20 protein-coding genes and 1 tRNA gene are annotated in these 16,209 nt (G+C 70.5%); 14 read left to right on the forward strand and 7 right to left on the reverse strand.

What is annotated here, in order from left to right; translation table 11 throughout:
* Positions 1 to 169: 169 nt before the first annotated feature.
* Positions 170 to 850: a phosphate signaling complex PhoU family protein gene (locus HNP44_RS03345; RefSeq protein WP_259141464.1), complete on the forward strand. Its 681-nt coding sequence runs from the start codon at positions 170 to 172 to the stop codon at positions 848 to 850.
* Between the two features lie 198 nt (positions 851 to 1,048).
* On the forward strand, positions 1,049 to 1,945 hold the full coding sequence (locus HNP44_RS03350) for an alpha/beta fold hydrolase (protein WP_259141463.1): 897 nt from the start codon (positions 1,049 to 1,051) through the stop codon (positions 1,943 to 1,945).
* A 21-nt stretch (positions 1,946 to 1,966) separates the two neighbouring features.
* Here the strand turns inward: HNP44_RS03350 and HNP44_RS03355 are convergent, their stop codons facing one another.
* The 3 genes from HNP44_RS03355 to HNP44_RS03365 form a co-directional block, all read right to left on the reverse strand.
* Entirely contained in the window at positions 1,967 to 2,395 is a 429-nt protein-coding gene (locus HNP44_RS03355; protein WP_259141462.1) for a hypothetical protein, read from the reverse strand.
* A gap of 139 nt (positions 2,396 to 2,534) precedes the next feature.
* Positions 2,535 to 2,608, reverse strand: a tRNA-Pro gene (locus HNP44_RS03360).
* 55 nt (positions 2,609 to 2,663) lie between these two features.
* Entirely contained in the window at positions 2,664 to 3,614 is a 951-nt protein-coding gene (locus tag HNP44_RS03365; protein ID WP_259141461.1) for a metallophosphoesterase, read from the reverse strand.
* A 53-nt stretch (positions 3,615 to 3,667) separates the two neighbouring features.
* On the opposite strand from HNP44_RS03365, the gene HNP44_RS03370 reads away from it, so the two are divergent.
* Both HNP44_RS03370 and HNP44_RS03375 read left to right on the forward strand, forming a co-directional pair.
* Positions 3,668 to 4,132 (forward strand): GatB/YqeY domain-containing protein, encoded by a 465-nt coding sequence (locus HNP44_RS03370; RefSeq protein WP_259141460.1) that lies wholly within the window; start codon positions 3,668 to 3,670, stop codon positions 4,130 to 4,132.
* Positions 4,132 to 4,635 carry a hypothetical protein gene (locus tag HNP44_RS03375; protein ID WP_259141459.1) on the forward strand — a complete coding sequence of 168 codons (504 nt, stop codon included), beginning with the start codon at positions 4,132 to 4,134 and terminating at the stop codon, positions 4,633 to 4,635. Before HNP44_RS03370 ends, HNP44_RS03375 begins: the two co-directional genes overlap by 1 nt.
* A gap of 1 nt (position 4,636) precedes the next feature.
* Here HNP44_RS03375 and HNP44_RS03380 read toward each other — a convergent pair whose 3' ends face one another.
* The 4 genes from HNP44_RS03380 to HNP44_RS03395 form a co-directional block, all read right to left on the reverse strand.
* Positions 4,637 to 4,993 carry a fluoride efflux transporter FluC gene (locus HNP44_RS03380; protein WP_259141458.1) on the reverse strand — a complete coding sequence of 119 codons (357 nt, stop codon included), beginning with the start codon at positions 4,991 to 4,993 and terminating at the stop codon, positions 4,637 to 4,639.
* Positions 4,990 to 5,355, reverse strand: a complete 366-nt coding sequence (locus HNP44_RS03385) for a fluoride efflux transporter FluC (protein ID WP_259141457.1) — start codon at positions 5,353 to 5,355, stop codon at positions 4,990 to 4,992. Before HNP44_RS03385 ends, HNP44_RS03380 begins: the two co-directional genes overlap by 4 nt.
* Positions 5,356 to 5,371: 16 nt before the next feature.
* A complete protein-coding gene (locus tag HNP44_RS03390; RefSeq protein ID WP_068525953.1) occupies positions 5,372 to 5,797 on the reverse strand; it encodes an organic hydroperoxide resistance protein in 426 nt (141 codons plus the stop codon).
* 113 nt (positions 5,798 to 5,910) lie between these two features.
* Positions 5,911 to 6,330, reverse strand: coding sequence for a Fur family transcriptional regulator (locus HNP44_RS03395; protein WP_259141456.1), 420 nt, complete (start codon positions 6,328 to 6,330; stop codon positions 5,911 to 5,913).
* A 237-nt stretch (positions 6,331 to 6,567) separates the two neighbouring features.
* Between HNP44_RS03395 and HNP44_RS03400 the strand changes: the two genes are divergently transcribed.
* The 10 genes from HNP44_RS03400 to HNP44_RS03445 all read left to right on the forward strand — a co-directional run bounded on the left by HNP44_RS03400 (position 6,568) and on the right by HNP44_RS03445 (position 16,204).
* A complete protein-coding gene (locus tag HNP44_RS03400) occupies positions 6,568 to 7,413 on the forward strand; it encodes a LysR family transcriptional regulator (protein ID WP_259141455.1) in 846 nt (281 codons plus the stop codon).
* Positions 7,410 to 8,312, forward strand: a complete 903-nt coding sequence (locus HNP44_RS03405) for a serine hydrolase (RefSeq protein WP_259141454.1) — start codon at positions 7,410 to 7,412, stop codon at positions 8,310 to 8,312. Before HNP44_RS03400 ends, HNP44_RS03405 begins: the two co-directional genes overlap by 4 nt.
* A 72-nt stretch (positions 8,313 to 8,384) precedes the next feature.
* Entirely contained in the window at positions 8,385 to 10,157 is a 1,773-nt protein-coding gene (locus HNP44_RS03410) for a penicillin-binding transpeptidase domain-containing protein (RefSeq protein ID WP_259141453.1), read from the forward strand.
* Positions 10,158 to 10,222: 65 nt separating this feature from the next.
* Entirely contained in the window at positions 10,223 to 10,513 is a 291-nt protein-coding gene (locus HNP44_RS03415; protein WP_259141452.1) for a hypothetical protein, read from the forward strand.
* Between the two features lie 14 nt (positions 10,514 to 10,527).
* Entirely contained in the window at positions 10,528 to 11,118 is a 591-nt protein-coding gene (locus tag HNP44_RS03420) for a phosphoribosylanthranilate isomerase (RefSeq protein WP_259141451.1), read from the forward strand.
* A 51-nt stretch (positions 11,119 to 11,169) separates the two neighbouring features.
* Entirely contained in the window at positions 11,170 to 11,814 is a 645-nt protein-coding gene (locus HNP44_RS03425; RefSeq protein WP_259141450.1) for a hypothetical protein, read from the forward strand.
* 88 nt (positions 11,815 to 11,902) lie between these two features.
* Positions 11,903 to 13,372: a PepSY-associated TM helix domain-containing protein gene (locus HNP44_RS03430; protein ID WP_259141449.1), complete on the forward strand. Its 1,470-nt coding sequence runs from the start codon at positions 11,903 to 11,905 to the stop codon at positions 13,370 to 13,372.
* Between the two features lie 63 nt (positions 13,373 to 13,435).
* The gene (locus HNP44_RS03435) at positions 13,436 to 13,939 is read left to right on the forward strand and encodes a ferritin (protein WP_259141448.1); all 504 of its coding nucleotides are present in this window, start codon (positions 13,436 to 13,438) and stop codon (positions 13,937 to 13,939) included.
* 96 nt (positions 13,940 to 14,035) lie between these two features.
* On the forward strand, positions 14,036 to 14,671 hold the full coding sequence (locus tag HNP44_RS03440) for a TetR/AcrR family transcriptional regulator (RefSeq protein ID WP_259141447.1): 636 nt from the start codon (positions 14,036 to 14,038) through the stop codon (positions 14,669 to 14,671).
* Positions 14,672 to 14,689: 18 nt separating this feature from the next.
* Positions 14,690 to 16,204 (forward strand): ArnT family glycosyltransferase, encoded by a 1,515-nt coding sequence (locus HNP44_RS03445; protein ID WP_259141446.1) that lies wholly within the window; start codon positions 14,690 to 14,692, stop codon positions 16,202 to 16,204.
* The last annotated feature ends 5 nt before the right edge of the window (positions 16,205 to 16,209 follow it).

Below are 16,209 nucleotides of genomic sequence, written 5' to 3' on the forward strand. Positions count from 1 at the left end.
AATGTAACACTTAACCACAACAAATCGCGCGCCAGTGTCCCCGGCGCACCGCCCCAGCCGACAATGCGACCCGCACGGCGGAACGCGTTCTCGTTCTGTCCGGAAATGAATACGGCAAAACCGACGCTTTGATTTCTCGCACAACGGGTGGGTGGGTGATGATGGCGGCATGCGTGCCGACTTCCATCAGCGCCTCAACGAGCTGGGTACCACTCTTGTTGCGATGTGCGGTGTTTCGGCCGACATCCTTGCTGCGGCCAACGCCGCATTCAATGACACTGATCCGATCGCAGCAGACCGGGCGATCGCGCAATCCAAACGGCTGACCGACATGCGCGAGCCGGCCGAGTCCCAGGCAATGTCGTTGTTGACGCTCCAGGCGCCAGTGGGGCGGGACCTACGCCAGGTCGTGGTGAGTATTCACTTGATCGGCGACCTGGTTCGGATGGGGCAACTGGCCAGACATGTTGCCGAGATAGTGCACCGGAACCACCCAGTCGAGTCTGCGGGCGCTGGGCGACCAATACTGACGCGGATGGGGCAGGCGGCTCTCGAGCTCGCGACGACTGCCCGCCGCGCTCTCGTCGCGCAGGATCCGGAGACCGCAGCCGCGATCGACATCGGCGACGAGCTGATTGATTCACTCGCGGCGGAGTTGGCGACCGTCCTCACGACAGATAGTGAGGTCGCGGTTCCCGAGGCGGTCGATGCGATCCTGTTGTGCCGGTTCTATGAGCGCTACGGCGACCATGCGGTCGCGGTCGGCAGGCGCATCGCCTTCCTGGCGACCGGAGCGTTCCCGGAGGTGGACCGGCCGAACCACCCTCGTCCAGGCGGTGCAGCCACATGACGATCGCCAGTTGCTCAACCGCATGTAACCGACGAGCGGGCATCACGGACCGGGGTCAAACCCTAGTGCGGGACCGGCCGCGCTCGGTGATCACGATGCGAGATCGCAGCAGGGTCGCCTGATACGACGCGCGCAGAACTTTGGATCAGGCCAAGTCAGAACCTGGCAGGGCGACAGGTTCACTGCTGAACTATGCCGATGGGATCACCCGAGCCAGACGACGAAGACGGAGCGGTCGAATCTGCGATCGAGTGGATCGACGCGTCCAGCCACCTGGACGTTGGGGAAGGCCTCCGGATCGCCTACCGCCGTCGCGGGGAGGGGCCGGCGATCGTCCTGCTTCATGGATTCCCGACATGGTCGTACGACTATGCGATCGTCGCTGACGACCTCTCGCGTGACCATACGGTGATCACGCTCGACTTCTTGGGCTATGGCGCGTCGGACAAGCCCCGGAATCACCAGTATTCGGTGGCTTCGTCAGCGGACGCCGTCGCCGCGGTCCTTGCTACGGAGCAGATCACGGCGGCGTGGTTGGTAGTCCATGACTACGGATCGATCGTTGCGCAGGAGATTCTCGACCGCCGCCGCCGCGCGGTGCTGCCCTACTCGATCACCGGTGTCGATGTGCTCAACTCCGGAATCGTTTACGCCGCATACCGGCCCACACAGACACAACGCGCACTGAGCGCCCCCATCGTAGGTGCTCTCCTGGCCAGGCTGGTCAGCCGACGAACCCTCAAGCACGCCGTCGACGGTGTCCGGGCGCATCCCACATCGGAGGCTGAATTCGACGAGCTCTGGGTGGGGATCGCACGCTTCCAAGGGCACCGGATCACAGACCGGCTTCTCGGCTACAACGCCGAACGAGCCGTTCACCACACACGATGGGAGACGGCCCTCAAAGCTTGGGAGGGCCCACTTCACCTGATCTGGGGCCTCGAGGATCCCGTGTCCGGTGCCCATGTGCTCGCAGCCGCGCAGGAACAACTGCCACAGGCGAAGATCACCCGCCTTGAGGGTGTCGGTCACTTCCCCCAGTCCGAGGCACCCGCAGCTGTCTTGGCCGCCCTCCGCTCACACCTCTACCACTAGCCGCGTGCGAGACCGCCGCGATCACCCCCGCCGCGGATCGGTCCCCGTCACGGAGAACCCACCCATCTCCTGCGGCTCATCAAGGCTCGCGCCAAGCTCAGACAGCCAAACATCGCCGTCCGGATCTGCATTTTGCGTGCGCGAACCCCAGTGTCCATACATCGCCAGCAGGGCAGCGCCGACGCAGAGAGCAGCGAGCAATATCGATGCGGCCACGTGTCCGAGCGCCAGCTCCCACGCCGCCAACCCGAAAAGCACAATCGGCGCACCGACGAACAACGCCTGCCAGGCCCGAGTCCGCCTCGGGCGGTCCGACTGATCCCACAGGCTTACGCACACCGCCGCAGACAGGCCCGCGATGACAAGTTGCCCGAGAGCCAGCGTGAGCACCGCCAGCGCGCCTGCAACAAGGGCAGGCGCGTCCCACCTGTTTCGATTTCGCGAATCCATAGTGCTTGATCTTAAACACTGCGGGCACTCGCCTCACTCCGACGCGCTCTTGCCAGCAATCCCAGCCCCGCCCGACAAGTAAGGCCCCTGGCCAGCATCTCTGCTGATCAGGGGCCCTGCTGTCGTCTCAACCAACGAGTCGGGGTGGCGGGATTCGAACCCACGACCTCTTCGTCCCGAACGAAGCGCGCTACCAAGCTGCGCCACACCCCGTGGTGACAACCTGCAATAGATTACTACAGCCACCGTCGGGCGGGAAATCCGCAGGTCAGGCCTGCACCGCCTCCGGGGCGATGACGGGGCCCAGCTCCACCTCCCGGTCGCGCACCGGCGCGCCGACGAGGGTGAGCAGCGAGGCCTCCGGGCGGCAGAAGGTGCGGAACGGCGCCCACGGCGACGTGCCGAGCCCCGCGCTCACGTGCAGCTTCATGTGCGCGCCCCACGCGGACGCGCCCTTCACGCGCGACCGGTCCAGCCCGCAGTTGGTGATCAGGGCGCCGTACACCGGCAGACACAGCTGCCCGCCGTGGGTGTGGCCGGCGAGCGCGAGATCGTAACCGTCGTCGGCGAACCGGTCGAGCACGCGCGGCTCCGGCGAGTGGGTCAGGGCGAGCCGCAAGTCGACGGACTCGTCGGCGCGGCCGGCGATGGTCTCGTACCGGTCCCGCTCGATGTGCGGATCGTCGACGCCTGCCACCTGGATCGTGACCCCGCCTGCCTCGAGCCGCCGTCGCTGGTGCGTCGCGTCCAGCCAACCGCGCTCGGCGAAGGCGGCCCGCAGGTCCTGCCAGGGCAGAGGCTCGCCGTGCTTGCGCTCGTGGTTCTTGTCGAAGTACTTCGCCGGGTTCTTCGGCGTCGGCCCGAAGTAGTCGTTGGAGCCGAACACGAATAGACCAGGAAGGCCCAGCAGCGGGCCCAGCGTCTGCACCACCGACGGAACGGCACGCGGGTGCGAGAGGTTGTCGCCGGTGTTCACCACCAGGTCCGGCCCGAGCGCGGCCAGCTCCTGCACCCATGCCTGCTTGCGCCGCTGGCCTGGCGTCATGTGCAGGTCCGAGATGTGCAGGATCCGCAGCGTGGGCGTGCCGGGCGGCAGGATCGGCAGCGTGTGCTCACGCAGCGTGAAGGCGTTGCGCTCGAAGACTCCTGCGTAGGCGACAGAGGCGACGCCCGCGCCCGCCAGCCCGGCGCCGGCCTTGAGAAGAGGATGAACTGCCATTCCCCCAGGATACTCAGCTGCCGCACCCTCGCACACTGCGTAACGTAGACCTCATGTCAGAAGTGAAGGCCGCGATCCGTGACGACCTCAAGACCGCGATGAAGGCCAAGGACGTGCTGGTCACCGGCACGCTGCGTATGCTGCTGTCGGCGATCCAGAACGAGGAGACCTCCGGCACGGCGCACGCGCTGACCGACGAGGAGTTCCTCAAGGTGGTCGCGCGCGAGGTGAAGAAGCGCGGCGAGGCCGCCGAGATATTCGAGGCCAACGACCGCGCCGAGCTCGCCGCCAAGGAGCGGGCCGAGGCCGAGGTCATGTCCCGCTACCTGCCGAAGCAGCTCGGCGACAACGAGCTGGCGTCCCTCGTCGACGCCGCGGTCGCCGAGGTGACCGCGGAGCTCGGAGAGGCGCCGACGGTACGCCAGATGGGCCAGGTCATGAAGGTCGCCAACGCGAAGGCCGCGGGCGCCGCGGACGGCAAGCGGCTCTCCTCCGCCGTCAAGGCGAAGCTCGCGTAGTGGCAAAGGTGCGCCGCCCCGGCGCAATCTGGCTGTGGTTCCTCGCCTCGCTCGCCGCGGGCGCGGGGGCCATCGCCCTGTATGTGACGGCGATCATCCAGTGCTCGGCTCTGCTGGGCACCACCGGCTACCCGGGTAACTTCGCCGCGTCGCCGCTGGGCATGCGCACGATCACGATCCTGGTCATCGCGATCGCCGGGCTGGTGATCGTCGCGGCGATGGCCTTCACGGGCCTGTTCGCGCTGTTCGGGCAGCGCTGGGCGACGGTGCTCTACGGGCTCGCCGTGTTCGTCGGTTTCCTGTGCGCCGCCGCGGCGGTGCTGCTCGGCAACGAACGCGACTACAGCGATCCGGTGAGCCGGTTCGGTGTCGACCACAACGGCGCACCCCTGGCGGGCCTGCCCATGTGGGGCGCCCTGATCGTCATGTTCCTGATGCTGTTCTCGCTGGCACTCACCCGCCCGGTGTACCGGTACGCGGTGGAGCGCAGCGGCGGGGCGTGACTCAGAGCGCGCCGAGGGCGTAGCCGCCCCACACCGCGACGACGCTCGCGCCGAGCGTCATCAGCCCGTACACCGCACCGTCGCGGTACTGCTTGTCCCGCAGCAGGATCAGGGTCTCGACGGTGGCCGTGCTGAAGGTCGTGTAGCCGCCGCACACTCCGGTGCCGAGCACGGCCAGCGCCGTCCCACCGAGCCCTCCCCCGGCGACGAGTCCGGCGAGGAGGCCCAGCACGAACGAGCCGGAGATGTTGATCGCCGCCGTGGCCCAGAAGGACAGGCGGGCGCGGAAGGCACCGTCGACGAGGTAGCGCACGACGGCCCCGAGGCCACCGCCGAGGCAGATCAGCACGGTGGTCATCGGCGCACCACCGCTGCGCCGGCCAGGGCCGCGACGAGGCCGAGGAGCACCGACGCACCGGCGTACAGGGCACCGACGGCCGGGGCCGCGTCGTGGATGTCCAGCGCGAACGCGCTGTAGGTGGTCAGGCCCCCACAGAAGCCGGTGCCGAACAGCAGCCGGATGCGACGGTGCCGCTCGTCGTCAGGCCGCTGGGACAGAGCCTCGACGATGCCGCCGAGGAGGAACGCGCCGACCATGTTCACCGTGAACGTGGACCACGCAAAGGGGCTGTGCGGCAGCCAGTGCCCCACCTCGGCTCGGACGAAGGTGCCGGCCGCACCGCCCAGGAAGACCAGTCCCAGGGCGGCGGGCCGCAGCAATGCGCTCAGCTGTCGGTCAGACCGCGGTGGTCAGGTCGACGTCGATGTTGCCGCGCGTGGCGTTGGAGTACGGGCACAGCTGGTGCGCCTTGGCCACGAGGGCCTCCGCGTCGGCCTGGGCGAGGCCGGGCAGCGTGGCCTTGATGGCGGCGTTGATACCGAAGCCGGACTCGGTCTTGCCGAAGCCGACGGTGACGTCGACGGTGGTGTCGTCCGGGACGGCCACCTTCTCGTTGCGGCCGACGGCGCGGATCGCACCCAGGAAGCAGGCTGCGTAACCGGCGGAGAACAGCTCCTCCGGGTTGGTGCCCTCGCCGTTGCCGCCCATCTCCTTCGGGGGCCGGGTGTCCAGGTCGATGCGGCCGGTGGCCGACTTCACGTGCCCGTCGCGACCGCCACCGGTGGCGGTCGAGGAGATGGTGTAGACGACGTCCAAGCTCATATCCGGCGCTCCTTCGCGTTGTGCCCGCCCGGTCGGGCGGGGTTCCCTCTCGACAGTAGTCCGAGTCACAGCCGGTCTCCGGCCGATGTCCTTATCCGCAGCCGGGCGGTCGCTCAGGGCGCGCAGTCAGGGCAGTATCCCCAGAAGGTGACCTCGGCCTCGTCGATGACGAAGCCGTGGTCGTCGTCGGCGGTGAGACAGGGCGCGGCGCCGACGGCACAGTCGATGTCGACGATCGTGGCGCACGACCTGCACACCAGGTGGTGGTGGTTGTCAGCGACGCGGGCCTCGTACCGGACGGCCGAGCCCGCGGGCTCGATGCGGCGGAGCAGCCCCTTCTCGGCACACACCCGCAGGACGTCGTAGACGGTCTGCGTGGCGACGGTGCCGAGCCTGCCGCGCAGGTACTCGGCCACATCGTCGGCGGTGGCATGCGGGTGCCCGTCGAGGTAGCCGAGCGCGGCGACGCGGGGCGCGGTGATCCGCAGCCCCACGGCCCGCAGCCGGTCCTCGGCGGTGTCCACCTCACTCATGCGAACTAGACTACGCCCGATTTTGGAATGATTCCAGGGTCGATCGACAGGTGTGAGCAGCAAGGGGATCTGACGCCGGATCGACGCCACGGGGGAGATGGTGACCTCCCCCGTCCACGCGGTCAGGGGCGTCCCTGATCTGCGCGAGCTCGGCGGCGACGGCTTCCACTCACGCCCGCCGATTGTGCCGCTTCCCGTCGCGGCTGCGGCGCGATGAGGCTGGCTAGACTCCGGCGCATGGACCTCATCCGGCACCTGCGCTTCTTCGTCGCGGTCGCCGAGGAGCAGCACTTCGGCCGCGCCGCCGACCGGCTCGGGATCACGCAGCCGCCGGTCTCGGCGGGCCTGCGCCGGCTCGAGGAGGCCCTGGGGGTCACCCTCATCGACCGGAGCCGACGGGGCACCGACCTCACCCCCGCGGGCCGCGAGCTGCTCCCCCGTGCCCGGGTCATGGTCCGCGACGCCGACCGGTTCGTGGCCGAGGCTGCGCGCCTCGGCGCTGGGACCGGGGAACGCCGAGTCGCCCTCTGCGATGCGCTCGGCGGAGCGGTGGCCGCCGCCTGCGCCGCCGCGTTGGCGCCCGGGGTCGACGGTGCGCCGCTGACCCTCTCGGCCGGAGCCTCTCCCCAGCTGGCGCGAGCCGTCGCCGAGGACCTGCTGGACATCGCCGTGGTAGAGCACCCCGTACTCGGGGACGGCGCACCGTCGGGGCCAGTGATCGCACTGCCGCGGGACTTCCTGGTGCCCGAGGGTTTCCGGTCGCCGCGCCTGCGCGATCTGTCGGCGCTCGCGGTCGCGCTGCCGCCGCGCGCGGCCAATCCGCCCGCGGCGGACCTCCTGCTGGACCGGCTGACGGCGCGGGGCATCACGTCGACGGTGCTCATCACAGAGAACGAGGCCGCAGCGCACGCCGCCGTCGCCGCGGGCCTGGCGTTCACGCTCGTCGCCGCAGGGGACGGTAGTCCCGCCGGGACCGCGCGCCGCTCGGCGACCGACTTCCCGTTGCGGGTCAAGGTCCTCGGCCGCCGCGACCACCCGGACGCGGCACGACTGGAGTCGGTGCTGTGGCGGTTGGCGCGATGACCGCGGCTGAGCGGATCGACGCCGTCTTCGCCGACGCGGGGTGCAACGGATGGCTCCACGCGCGCGTCGTGGGACACCCGTCCGGCCCGGCGGCCGCTTTGTCGCTCGGCGGCGAGCAGCCGGTCGTCCCCGCGTCGGTCTACAAAGTGGTGCTCCTGGTCGCGGCAGCGCGCGCCGTCGACGCCGGGCGGCTCGATCCCCGTGCGCGGGTCCTCGTCGATCCTGCTTCCTCGACGCCCGGGCCGACGGGGATCGCGACGCTGTCGGACCCGGTCGAGATGAGCGTGCGCGACCTGCTGCGCTCGATGGTCGCGGTCTCCGACAACGCGGCGGCGGGCGTGCTCATGCGGCTCGTGGGCCTGGACGCCGTGCAGGCGACCGCCCTCGACCTGGGGCTGCGCGGCACGCGGATCGTGGGCGGCGACGCCGAGATCCAGGCCGCGATGATGGCGGAGACCGACACGCATACCGTCGCCGAGGCGTTCGCGGCACTGGCGGACGACGACCTCGCGCGCCCCGCGCGCGCCTACGATCCGACCTTCGGCAGCGCGACCACGGCCGCGGACATGACCGCGCTGCTCGCCGCGATCTGGTCGGACACCGCGGCGTCCGCCGACCAGTGCGCGTTCACCCGCTCAGCGCTCGCGGGGCAGGTCTTCCGGCACCGCGTCGCCTCGGGCTTCGGCTCTGCACCGTCGATCGCGGGCAAGACGGGCACCCTGGGCGCGCTCCGCAACGAGGTGGCCGTGGTCGAATACCCCGGCGAGCATCCCGTCGCGGTGGCGGTGTTCACGCACGCGGCGCGCAACGATCCGAGCCTGCCCCGCGTCGACGCGGCCATCGGGACCGTCGCGGCGATCGCCGTCGACGCGCTCCGCGTACCGATCGACCTGCACTGATAGCGAATCGCTATCGTCTGCGCCGGTTTCGCTGTTTGGCGGGTATCACCGCGCGCCGGTTGACTGAGGCGCATGCGTTCCACCTTGCTCCCGTCCGCCCACCCCTCCCGCAGCGGCGCGGCGGTCCTCGCGATTGCCGCCCTCGCGGCTTCCCTCGTCGCCTGCTCCGAGGATGACGTGGTGACCAAGTTCGCGACCGCGCTCTCGGCGCGGGACGCCTCGCAGGCCGCAGGCGTCACCTCCGATCCCGAGTCCGCCACGACCGCGCTCCAGGCCACCTTCGACGGCATGGGCGATGCGAAGCCGACCGTCACCGCCGGCAAGGACGGGGAGGACCGGACACTCACGTGGTCGTGGGCACTGCCCCGCAAGCACGGCGTGCGTTTCACTACCAAGGTCGCGGCCGGGGGCGGCAAGGTCACCTGGAAGCCCTCCGTCGTGCATCCCGACGCGACATCCGAGGGCGCGCGGCTGCTCTACGCGGACGAGAAGCCGTACAGCACACCGGTCGTGGACCGGAAGAACGCGCCGTTCTTGACCTGGCAAACGGTGACCGTCGTGAACCTGGACCCGGCGAAGGCCGCCTCCGCGGACGCACTCGCCACCCGGCTCGCCGCCGCCGACCCGACGGTGACCGCCGCCGGCCTGCGGAAGACGGTGGAGGGCAAGGACTCCCCCACGGCCGTCATCTCGCTACGTGCCGCCGACGCGAAGAAGGTCGGGAAGCTCAGCGGGATCGACGGGGTGACCGTGCGCGAGGAGGGACGCCTGCTCACCGCGGCGCCGGTGCTGCGGTCGCCCGTCGTCGCGGGCCTGGAGGAGAAGTGGCGCAGCGCCGTCGACGCCGCGGCCGGGTCCTCCGTCACTGTCGTCGACGGCAACGGCAAGCCACTGCGGCTCGTCGACTCCTTCCCCGCCGCGCCGGTGCAGCCCGTCCGGACCACGCTGGACGCAGGGCTGCAGCGCGCCGCCAACGCCGCCGTCGCCGGCGAGAAGCGCGCGACGATGCTCGTCGCGATCCGCCCGTCGACCGGCGGGATCCTCGCGGTCGCGCAGAACGCGGCCGCCGACAAGCAGGGCCCCGTCGCCCTGACGGGCCTGTACGCGCCCGGCTCGACGTTCAAGACCATCACCACCGCCGCCGCTCTGGACGCGAAGATCACCACGCCCGACGCGCAGCTCGCCTGCCCGGGCCGCGCCACCTTCGGCGACCGCACGATCCCCAACGAGAACGAGTTCGCGCTCGGCACCGTGCCGTTGCACACCGCCTTCGCGAAGTCCTGCAACACGACGATGGCGGGCCTGGGCACGCGGCTCGGCGACACCGCCCTCGCCGACACGGCGAAGCGGTTCGGGCTGGGCGTGGACTTCACCATCCCCGGGATCACGACGGTGACCGGCTCGGTCCCCGCCGCCCGCACCCCCGCCGAGCGCGTCGAGGAGTCGATCGGGCAGGGCCGGGTCACCGCGTCACCCTTCGGCCTGGCGGTCGTCGAGGCCTCGCTCGCGAGCAGCACCATGGTCCGGCCCGCGCTGTTCGAGGGTGAGCCCGCCCCGGCGAACACGCAGCCCCAGCCGATCGACGCCGGCGTCGCGGACGCGCTGCGCACCGCGATGCGCGAGACGGTGACTTCGGGAACCGCGACGGCGCTGCGCGACATCGAGGGTCTCGGGGGCAAGACCGGCACCGCCGAGTTCGGCGACAACACCCACGCGCACGGCTGGTTCGCCGGCATCGTCGGCGACCTCGCCTTCGCGACACTCGTGGTCTCCGGCGAAAGCTCCGGGCCTGCCGTCGCCGTGAGCGGCGCCTTCCTCCGCGGCGCGGGCGGCGACCTTCCCTGATTCGGCTGTGCGATCGCAGTGAACATTGCTAACCTGAAACCCGCATTCGCAAAGAAGGGATTCTCATGGCGCATCGACGATCGCTCGGCAGTCGAGCACTGGCCACCGGCCTCGCCGCGTTCGGCCTGGTCTCGGCGACCTTCGTGTCCCCGATCGCCATCGGCGCGGCAAACGCACTCGAGCCGTGCCCTCAGGGGCAGGCGCCCTTCTGGAACGGCAAGAACTGCGTCCTGCAGCTGTGCACACCGCCCTACAACCCGACGTTCCCGCCGTGCACGATGCCGCCGCCCACCGCTGCGCCGACGGCCGTGCCGACCGCTCCTGCGGCTCCCGGAGCCGTCCCCGGCATGCCGTGACCTAGTATCGGCCCGTGTTCGTCAAGGTGTGTGGGCTGCGGACGCCCGAGACCGTCGACGCCGCGGTCGAGGCGGGCGCCGACGCGATGGGTTTCGTCTTCGCGCCCGGCAGCGTCCGGCTGATCGGCCCCGTCTCGGCCAGGGAGCTGATCGCACGGGTTCCGGACCGCATCGAGACTGTCGGCGTCTTCCGCGGCCAGGCGATCGACGAGGTGCTGCGCCTCGCCCGGGACTCCGGCGTCGACACCATCCAGCTGCACGGCGACGAGCCCGCCGAGCACTTCGCCCGCGCCGCCGAGGGGGGATTCCGCACCATCCGCGCGATCTCCGCCTCCCGATTCACCGCCTCGGGCCACACCGGTGACGGGCGCCTGCTCATCGACGCGACAGTGCCGGGCTCCGGCGCGACCTTCGCCCCCGCGGACCTACCCGTGCCGCCGACCGTCGACTGGCTGCTTGCCGGCGGCCTGCGCCCGGACAACGTCGCCGCGCTGATCGCCGCCTTCGGGCCGTCGGGCGTGGACGTCTCCAGCGGCGTCGAGTCAGCACCCGGGGTGAAGGATCCTGCGCTGATCCGCGCGTTCGTCGCCGCCGCCCGGTCCTGACCTGCGGTTCCCGGTCCGAAGCCATCCCCTACGGGGAGTAGTATTCCGCCTGTGTTCCGCCCCGCCCACCCCGAAGCCGCGCTCCGTGGCGCCGCGGTGGGCACGGTCTCCTTCGCGGCGAGCCTGACTGCGCACGCGTTCGCCATGCGCGGCGGAGGTTCCGCGATGTCGGGCCATTCGATGCCCGGCCACGACATGAGCGCCATGCCGGGACACGACATGTCGACGATGACCGGGCACGCCATGGCCGGGCACGCGATGCACTCGATGCCGGCGATGGACGCGCCCGCCGTTGCTGCGACACCGTCGATCCCCACGACCTCGGTACTGCTCCTCGCCGTCGTGTGCGCGCTCCTCGGGGTGCTCGCCGCGCGGCCACGCACGGCCGGGCCGCGGGCCGCCGCCGCACTGTTGCTGCTCGGCCAGGGTGCGGGCCATCTCGCGCTCGGTGTGACGATGGGCCATCTCGCTGTGAGCCCGACCATGGCCGCCGCGCACCTGGTGGCTGCGGTCACCGCGGGCGCCGCGATCGCCGGAGCCGAGCACGCGCTGCGCGTCGCGCTGGCGACGCTCGCACCCCTGACCCCGACCTGGCGGGAGCGGTCGCGCACCGTCGTCACCCCGGTCTGGACATTCCGCGCCGTCCCGCTCCCCGTGCTCGCGCGGCACGGGGCGCTGCGCGCGCCGCCCGCCTGACACCCCACACCCCGCATCACCCACCCGGATCGGCCCTGCGCCGCCCGGGCTTCCCGCGCGTACGCGCACTACCTCGTGAGGTGTTCCCATGTCAGTGACCGATTCGGCGGCCGAGAACGCGCCGCCGACCGAATCCACTCCACCCGCCGCCCCGCCCGCCCGGGCCCGGCCCGGGTGGCGCGCCGCGATCCTGCGGCTCCACTTCTACGCGGGCCTGCTCGTCGGCCCGTTCCTGCTCATCGCGGCGATCAGCGGCGGCCTGTACGCCGCCGCACCGACCGTCGAGAAGTTCGTCTACGCCGACCAGCTCAAGACGCGGACGGACGGCCCCGCCCGGCCGCTGGCCGAGCAGGTCGCCGCGGCGCAGGCCGCCCGCCCCGGCCTGCAGGTGACGGCGGTACGGACCGGCGACGGCCCCGGGCTCACCACCCGCGTGCTGTTCGACGATCCGGCGCTCACCGCCGACGGCCGCCAGCTCGCCGTCTACGTCGACCCCGCGTCGGCGCAGGTCCAGGGCGCGCTGCCCGTCTACGGCTCCGTCGAGGCGTTGCCGATCCGGTTCTGGATCGACCGGCTGCACGTCGACCTGCACCTCGGCGACGTGGGGCGCTTCTACAGCGAGCTCGCGGCGTCGTGGCTGTGGGTCGTCGCGCTCGGCGGCTTCTACCTGTGGTGGCGGCACCGGCGGGGAAACCTGCGGCGGATGCTGGCCTACGACCGCAAGGCCAAGGGCCGGGGCGGCCGGATGAGCCGGCACGCCGCCGTCGGCACCTGGCTGCTCCTCGGACTGCTGTTCTTCTCCGCGACCGGTTTGACCTGGTCGAAGTACGCGGGCGAGAACATCGGCCAACTGCGCGCGGAGCTGGGGTGGACCAAGCCCGCACTGTCCACGTCACTGACGCCGGGCGGCGAGCACGGCGGCGGCGGTGAACACGCCGATCACCAGATGCCCGTCGCTGCCCCTGCGGTGGCGCCGGAGGTCGCGGAGCAGACCAGGGCCCGCAACATCGCGGTCCTGGACCGGGCCGTCACGGAGGCCGCCGCCCGCGGGGTCGACGGTGCCGTCCAGGTCTCCATCCCGAAGGATCCGAACGTCGCGATCACGGTGGCCCAGACCCGGCAGCCGTGGCGGATGGGGATCGACTCCGCCACCGTCGACCCGAACACCGGGCAGGTGATCACGGTGCTCGCCTTCGCGTCCTGGCCGCTACTGGCGAAGGCGACGGAGCTGCTCATCAACACCCACATGGGCTGGCAGTTCGGTCTGCTCAACCAGATCGTATTGGTTGCGTTCGCAGCACTTCTCGCCACGGTGATCGTGCGCGGCTACCTCATGTGGTGGCAGCGGCGGCCGAAACGCGGCGGGCTCCCGAAGCCGCCGGCGCGGGGCGCGATCCGGAAGGTCGAACCGTCGCACGCGATTCCGGCGATTCTGGGCATCGCGTTCCTCGGTTGGTTCTTGCCGGTGTTCGGCGTTTCGCTGCTGGCGTTCGTGGTCCTCGATCTTGCGATAGGCGTGGCTAAGAGGGGTAGGGCTAACCTAAGAAATAGCCCCTGACCTGCGGAAAGGGTCGCCTTGCCTGCGTTGCGCGGCAGCTGGAACGGTTCTAGAGTCGAGCCCATGAAGCTCACGGATGCACTCGAAGAGAAGTTCAACGATCAGATCACGCTCGAGTTCGAGGCCTCGCTGGTCTACCGCCAGCTGGCCATCGAGATGGAGATCCGGGATCTGCCGGGCATCGCCGCCTGGCTGCGCCATCAGGCCGACGAGGAGATCGTCCACGCCAACAAGTGGATCGATCACCTCTCGGACCGCGACAACCACCCGAAGATCGGCGCCTCGGCGGCCCCGAAGGTGGACGTGCAGACCGTCCTCGACGTCTTCAACGTCGCGCTCGAGCACGAGCGTCGCGTGTCGGACTCGATCCGCGACCTGTACCGGGCCGCGAACGACGACATCGACTCCAAGAGCCTCATCCAGTGGTTCGTCAACGAGCAGGTCGAGGAGGAGGCCACGGTCAGTGAGATCGTCGGTCGCCTCAAGCTGATCGACGGTGACGGCCCCGGCCTCCTGCGCCTCGACGAGGAGCTGGGCTCACGTCCGACGCGCACCACCGAGGCCTGATCAAGCCACCTATTGCAGCCCGGGAAACGGGGTCCTCCGCCAGGAGGGCCCCGTTTTTCGCGCGTTGGACTTGACCGCCCGTGCTAATTTTTGACCATGCGGCCAGAAAACGAGTCGACCGGCCAACGGTCGTTCATCGAGGAGGCACGCCGCCGACAGATCCTCGATGCGGCGGTCGAGGTGCTGGCCGAGGCCGGCTTCGGCGGCGCCTCCCTCGCCCGGATCGCCGAGCGCGCCGGCATCTCGAAAGGCGTCATCTCGTACCACTTCGACGGCAAGGACGAGCTCCTCCGGCAGGTCGTGATCTCTCTGTACGAGGACGGCGCCGCAGCGATGATCCCTCGGATCGAGGCGGAGCCGACCGCGCTCGGCCGGGTGCGCGCCTACATCGCGTCCAACCTCGAGTTCCTCGACTCCCACCGCGTGCACATCACGGCGATGATCGAGGTCGTCTACGGCCTCCGCGACGCCGCCGGACGCCCGGTGTTCGGTGTGACCGACGCGGACGATCCGTCCGTCGGCCCGCTGGCCGAGCTGCTCGCGGACGGCCAGGCCTCCGGGGAGCTCGGCGAGTTCGACGTCCGGTTCATGGCGCAGCAGATCCGCGACTCCATCGACGGGGCCGGCAACCGCGCATCCCGCGACCCCGGTCTCGACCTCGGTCCGTACACCGCACGCATGCTCGACCTCTACCTCACCGCGGTGCAGCCCTCGCCGCGCGACCCCGCCTGACCCTCTCGGAGGCGCACCATGACGGAGACCAGCACGGCATCCTCGGCGGACCCGACGCCCACTGACCGCCACGACCTCGCCCCGATCGCATGGATCCTGCTGCTGCCGATCCTGGGCATCAGCGCCGGCGCGGCACTGTTCGGCGCGAGTAGGTACCACCTCTTCGGCGACGAGCTGTACTTCATCGCCGCGGGCCACCACCTGTCGGTGAGCTACGCCGACCAGGGGCCGATCCTGCCGCTGCTCGCGCTCCTCGGCGACGCCATGCCCGGCGATTCCCTCGTGCTGTTCCGGCTGCCCTCGGTCCTGATCACGCTCGCCGGGATCCTGGTGTCGGCGTTGATCGCCCGCGAGCTCGGCGGCGGTCGCTTCGCGCAGTCCCTGGCCGCGGGCGCGTACGCCACGTCGACCTTCCTGCTGCTGCAATCCTCGCTGCTCGCGACCAACGCGATCGACACCCCGCTGTGGGTGGCGATCACGTGGCTGCTGGTGCGCTGGGTGCGCACCCGGCAGGACCGGCTGCTGTTCGCGGTAGGCGTGGTGACCGCGATCGACATGCAGGTCAAGTGGCTGATCCCCGTGTTCTGGGTGTGCACGATCGCGGCATCCCTCGTCTGGGGCCCACGGGATCTCGCGCGCCGGCCCGCGCTGTGGGCGGGCGGCGCGTTCACCGTGGTCACGATGGTCCCCGCCCTGCGGTGGCAGGCAGAGCGCGGCTGGCCGTACCTCCAGCTCACCGATCAGGTCGCCGAGGAGAGCCAGTACGCGGGCGGGCGCATCGGCTTCGTCCCGATCATGCTGCTCACCGCGGGCGTACTCGGCGCACTCCTGCTCCTCTACGGCCTCTACGCCCTGATGCGGTCGGATCGGTTCCGCCCGTACCGGTTCCTGGCGCCCGCCTTCGTGCTGCTGGTGATCGTCTTCATCATCACGGCCGGTCGCCCGTACTACCCCGGCGGGATGCTGCCGGTGATCATCGCCGCCGGCGCCGTCGCCTTCGAGGCGCTGCCGAAACTGAAGGTGGCGCTGACCGTGCCCCTGTCGATCCTCGCGGTGGCCTCCATCGTCGTGAGCCTGCCCCTCACGCCCGAATCCGAGATCAAGCCGGCGAAGTCCCTGGAAGAGGCCGGACCGCAGATCTCGGTGTACGGCCAGTTCGGCTGGCCCGAACTGACCCGGACGGTCGAGCAGTCGATCGCGGAGCTGCCGGAAGGCGAACGGCCGCAGGCGATCGTCGCCAGCTCCTACTGGCAGGCGTCGGCTCTGCAGTACTACGGGCACGGCCTGCCTCCCGTCTACAGCCCCAGCCGAGGCTACGGATACTTCGGCGAGCCCGCGGATTCGGCGACGACGGTGCTCCGCGTCATCAACTCCGACGCCGAGCTGCGGGACGACATGTGCGACCGGGCACGCACGCTCCGGCGCTTCGACCACCGGATCGGCTTCCCGACCGCCTCGACCGGCGTGGACATCCGGCTGTGCCACCCGCGTGCGCCGTGGTCGAGGCTGTGGCCGGAGCTGCGCCGTATGTGAGACGC

The organism is Tsukamurella ocularis, assembly GCF_024807615.1.
GTDB classification, from domain to species: Bacteria; Actinomycetota; Actinomycetes; order Mycobacteriales; family Mycobacteriaceae; genus Tsukamurella; species Tsukamurella ocularis.